This is a genomic window from Micromonospora sp. NPDC050686, from assembly GCF_040654475.1.
Taxonomy (GTDB): domain Bacteria; phylum Actinomycetota; class Actinomycetes; order Mycobacteriales; family Micromonosporaceae; genus Micromonospora.
In genome coordinates this window covers 1-4,244 of the sequence record NZ_JBFAID010000119.1, presented here as the reverse complement: position 1 = coordinate 4,244, position 4,244 = coordinate 1, and the positions used below count along the sequence as shown (strand labels likewise).

6 protein-coding genes are annotated in these 4,244 nt (G+C 67.7%); 1 reads left to right on the top strand and 5 read right to left on the bottom strand.

Annotated features, from left to right (window positions below; all coding sequences use genetic code 11):
* Nucleotides 1-46: 46 nt before the first annotated feature.
* The 4 genes from AB0H57_RS32505 to AB0H57_RS32490 are packed head-to-tail and all read right to left on the bottom strand — an operon-like array spanning nucleotide 47 to nucleotide 2,443.
* Complete coding sequence (locus tag AB0H57_RS32505) at nucleotides 47-292, bottom strand: hypothetical protein (protein ID WP_357512540.1); 246 nt, start codon at nucleotides 290-292, stop codon at nucleotides 47-49.
* 48 nt (nucleotides 293-340) lie between these two features.
* A complete protein-coding gene (locus tag AB0H57_RS32500; RefSeq protein ID WP_357512538.1) occupies nucleotides 341-1,177 on the bottom strand; it encodes an ABC transporter permease in 837 nt (278 codons plus the stop codon).
* Nucleotides 1,174-2,163 (bottom strand): ATP-binding cassette domain-containing protein, encoded by a 990-nt coding sequence (locus AB0H57_RS32495; RefSeq protein WP_357512536.1) that lies wholly within the window; start codon nucleotides 2,161-2,163, stop codon nucleotides 1,174-1,176. Before AB0H57_RS32495 ends, AB0H57_RS32500 begins: the two co-directional genes overlap by 4 nt.
* Nucleotides 2,153-2,443, bottom strand: a complete 291-nt coding sequence (locus AB0H57_RS32490; protein ID WP_357512534.1) for an antibiotic biosynthesis monooxygenase — start codon at nucleotides 2,441-2,443, stop codon at nucleotides 2,153-2,155. The genes AB0H57_RS32495 and AB0H57_RS32490 overlap by 11 nt, the downstream gene beginning before the upstream one ends.
* Before the next feature lie 59 nt (nucleotides 2,444-2,502).
* On the opposite strand from AB0H57_RS32490, the gene AB0H57_RS32485 reads away from it, so the two are divergent.
* The gene (locus AB0H57_RS32485; RefSeq protein ID WP_357512532.1) at nucleotides 2,503-3,135 is read left to right on the top strand and encodes a helix-turn-helix domain-containing protein; all 633 of its coding nucleotides are present in this window, start codon (nucleotides 2,503-2,505) and stop codon (nucleotides 3,133-3,135) included.
* Between the two features lie 179 nt (nucleotides 3,136-3,314).
* Here AB0H57_RS32485 and AB0H57_RS32480 read toward each other — a convergent pair whose 3' ends face one another.
* Nucleotides 3,315-4,052, bottom strand: a complete 738-nt coding sequence (locus AB0H57_RS32480) for a Stf0 family sulfotransferase (protein WP_357512530.1) — start codon at nucleotides 4,050-4,052, stop codon at nucleotides 3,315-3,317.
* Between the last annotated feature and the right edge of the window lie 192 nt (nucleotides 4,053-4,244).

The following is a 4,244-nucleotide window of genomic DNA, read 5'->3' as shown; positions in this document are numbered from 1 at the left end:
GCACGAAGCCAGTCAGACGAAGAGTCACGCCCACTGCTGCCGACCATCAGCCCATCACTTGCGGACCGACCAAGCCAGCCTCACAGTCAGTCGAGGCGCCGGCCAGACGGAAACCGGTCGCTGCGGTAAGCAGCAGGGCCGGGACGAGGACGAGCAGTGCCCACAGGACGGCCCGCCGGACGTCGACGGCATGGTGCGCGTCGAGCAGCGCGGTGCTGAGCGCGGCGAGGACGAGCAACATTGTCGTGGTGACCGCTGTCGCGGCAGCGAGCAGGTGGAGGCGGGTCAGCATCGTCTTACTCCTCATGGGCGTGGGTCGAGGCGTGAGCGTTGTCGGTGGTCACGTGCGGGTGCGGTACAGGCGCATGGTTAACGGACCGAAGATCGCCACGAGCAGGACCGCGGTGAGGAGCACGACGCCGATCTGGTTGGGCTCGGCGGTGCCGTGCATGAGCCCTCTGACGGCGTCGACGAGCAGGCTGACCGGGTTGACCTCGACGAACGCCCGCAGCCATCCGGGCATGGTCTTCGGGTCGACGAAGACGTTGCTGGCGAAGGTGAGCGGGAACTGTACGAGGAAGCTCACCGCCGAGATGGCGCTCGGTGTGCGAAGGATGAGCCCGAGCGTTGCCCAGACCCAGGAGAGGCCGAACGCGAATACGAGGATCAGGGCGACCGCCGACAGAACGCCGACGGCACCGCCCTCCGGGCGGAAGCCCATGACGAGTCCGAGGGCGAGGACGATCCCTGCGGCGAGGAGGTTGCGGCCGGCGTCGCTGATCAGGCCGCCGACGATGAGGGCCGGGCGCCAGATCGGCATGGACCGGAAGCGGTCGACCACGCCGGTGGTGATGTCGGTCTTGAGGTTGACGCCCGCGTACACGGTGATGAGCAGCACCGCGAAGACCGTGGTGCCGGGGAGGAGGTACTGGAGGTATTCACGCGTCGAGCCGACCATGGCGCCGCCGAACAGGTACGTGAACATGACGGTGAACAGCACCGGAATCATGATCGCGTCGGCGAGTTGCTCCGGAACGTGCTTGATCTTCAGTAGGGCGCGCCGGGCGAACGTGAGGGACGCCGACAATGCGCTGGCACGCGGCGGTCGCGGACGCGTCGACACGGCGTCGGGGAGGGTCTGGCCGATCATGTCCGGCGTCGTCGATGTCGTGGTCATGCCGCCTCCTCCGCTGCGTCGGTGCCGACCTGGGTGCTGCGTCCGGTGAGGGCCAGGAACGCCTCGTCGAGGCTGGGTTGGCCGAGCGCGAACGTCGTGAGGTGAATCCCAGCCCGGGTCAGGTCAGCGAACGCGACCGAGGCGCGGGCGGGGTCGTCGACGCGGGCCGAGAGCAGACCGTCGTCGGTGCCGGTCTGGACCGTGACGCCGAGGGCGCCGGTCAGGAGTCGCGCGGCCTCGGCCCGGCGGTCGGGCTTAAGCACTTGGACCTGGAGGGTTCCGGCGCCCACCGACGCCTTGAGCTGTGCGGGTGTGCCCGCCGCGATGATCCGGCCCTGGTCAATGACGGCGAGCTGGTCGGCGAGCTGGTCGGCCTCGTCGAGGTACTGCGTGGTGAGTAGCACGGTGGTGCCCTCGCGGACGAGGGCGCGCACGATGCTCCACACCTGGTTGCGGCTGCGTGGATCCAGGCCCGTGGTCGGCTCGTCCAGGAACAGCAGGTCCGGGGTGACGATGATGCTGGCGGCGATGTCGAGCCGTCGGCGCATGCCGCCCGAGTGTGTCTTGACGGTGGTGCCGGCGGCTTCGGTGAGCCCGAATCCATCGAGCAGTTCCTCGGCGCGGGTCCTGGCTCCGGCCCTGCTGTAGCCGAGGAGCCGGGCCAGGATCGTGAGGTTCTCGAACGCCGTCAGCTCCGCGTCGATCGTGGCGAACTGGCCGGTCAGGCTGATCCGGTCGCGGACACGGCCAGCTTCGCGTACGACGTCGTGGCCGAGCACCCGAGCGGTGCCGCCGTCCGGTCGCAGCAGGGTGGCGAGGATGCGGACGGTGGTGGTCTTACCGGCCCCGTTCGGACCGAGGAAGCCGAAGACACCGCCGGCGGGCACGGTCAGATCCACCCCGTCGACGGCGCGGTGGTCGCCGAAAGCCTTGACCAGACCGATGGCTTCGATCGCCAGTTCGCCGTGCACCGGGTCAGTGCTCATCGACGACAGCCACATCATCGGCGGTGACCGCGCGGGCCAGCGAGAAGGTGGCGGCGGTCTCCGGAAGCTCGGGGGCGATCCGACGGGCCGCCTGGAGGCGCTCGGCGGAGTCCCACCGCCAGATGCCGATCCAGGTCTGCTCGTTGACCTGCCCGAGTCGCGTCTCGACGAGGCCGGGCGTGGCCGTCCTGATCGCGGCGACAAGGTCGGCGTGCCGGGTGCGCAACGCGGCCGCAGTGTCAGGCTCGATCGTGAATCGGGTAACGGTGATGACAGACATGCCAGAACCAATCTCTAGAAGGCGTCTCTAGTGAACGCCTCTAGAGATAGACTACTGCGGTGACTGAAGTCAAGAGCATTAAGACGCGGACCCAGCGGGCGGCGGAGACGCGGGGGCGCATCCTCGACGCCGCGCGTGAGCTGTTCATCACCAACGGGTATGGCGCGACAAACCTGCAAGAGGTCGCCGACCGGGCGGGGGTGGCGATCCAGACGATCTACTTCGTTTTCGGGAACAAGCGCAAGCTGCTCAAGGAGCTCGTCGACGTCACGATCGCAGGCGACGATGAGCCGATCGTCACAATGGACCGGCCGTGGCTCCGTGAGGCCCTGGCATCGAAGACCGCCGAGACCCTGCTCCGTGCGCATGTCCGGGGCGTCGGCGAGGTGTTGCACCGCGTGGCGGCCATCACCGACATGGTGGCCACCGCAGTGGCCTCCGACGCCGAGATCGCGCAGCTCTGGCCGGACGGGGAGCGGCCCCGGCTCCAAGTGCAAACGACGGTCGCTGAGGCCATCGTCACCAAGCCGGATACACGAGCCGGCATCACCGCCGAGACGGCGGCCGACATCCTGTTCGCGCTGCTGAGTCCGGCTCTCTACCTGCTGTTCGTGCGCGAACGCGGCTGGTCGACCGAACGATGGCAGCAATGGACGTTTGACACGCTACGAGCACAGCTCTGTGCCCCCTAACCGCGAGTACTGGCGGCCCGTAGGTGGTAGTGGCGCTGCCGGCCGACGACACGCCGCACGAGCGCACCGCTCATGCTGTCCCAAGTCTCATGATCCAGTGCACTGTCATCGGCGCGAGCGGATGGCTGATCTTGACCATCGGCCGCGCTGTCTGCGGCAGATCCGCGCGCTCATCCACGTCAGCCTCGAACGAACTTCTCAACCCATTCGGCATTGACGGCATCGGCCTGCCGCTGGTGACCGATGACCAGCCGTTGCCCGACCGGCAGATGTAGGCCGAGGTACTCGAGTGCGCGCCCAGCCGTACCAAGCGGGTCGGACGCCAACTCCTCATAGGTCACCTCGAGCGGGGCGAGGCCCTGGTCGCTGAACCACACCGTCCATTCGGTTTCGGCGTGCTCGATCGTCGTGACCAACCGGGTGATGAGCTCCTGGTCGTAGACGGGCTCTTGGGCACCGGAGCCGACGACACCCTCATGCGGATGGTAGAACTTCGTCTGCTGCGCCTTCGCCCAGGACACCGCCTGTCCGACGATGTCGCCTCGTTTCAGGTGGATGAACTTCAGCCGACCGAAGTACCGGGTGAGGAGGTCGAGGTCCGTGCTCACGGCCTCGCGCGTCGATGCGGCCAGACCGTCCACGAGCTCCGGCAAGGTCTCCGCCATGACCCGTCCTCCGAAGATCTGGTTGGATGTCCGACCGACAGCCAGAGCGGCTTCGACGAATCCCGCGTTGATCTGGTCGCCGTGCGTCCCGGCGAGGCCCCAGGCGTCGGCGTAGTGAGCGAGCGTCTTGCGGTTGAAGTAGGACGCCGGGTGACCGGCGACCCCAGACGACTCCAAGAGTCCGCACAGCAAGGTGCTGCCCGTACGCGGCGTCGCACAGATCAGGTACGAGTCGAAGTCTGTGTGTGCCATGGCGGCACCGTCTCAGGCGTCAGGGGTTGCCGCAACCAGAATTGACTGCCCTCCACGGCGGGGCGTGCACTGTCATCGGCATGACCGAGCGGATCGCGGCTAGTGCCGTGACCACGAACGTTCGCGGTGATGGATGACACGCCGTCCGGCCTGTCAGCCGGGCGGCGTCGCCGGGGTCAGGCTGTGGCGGTG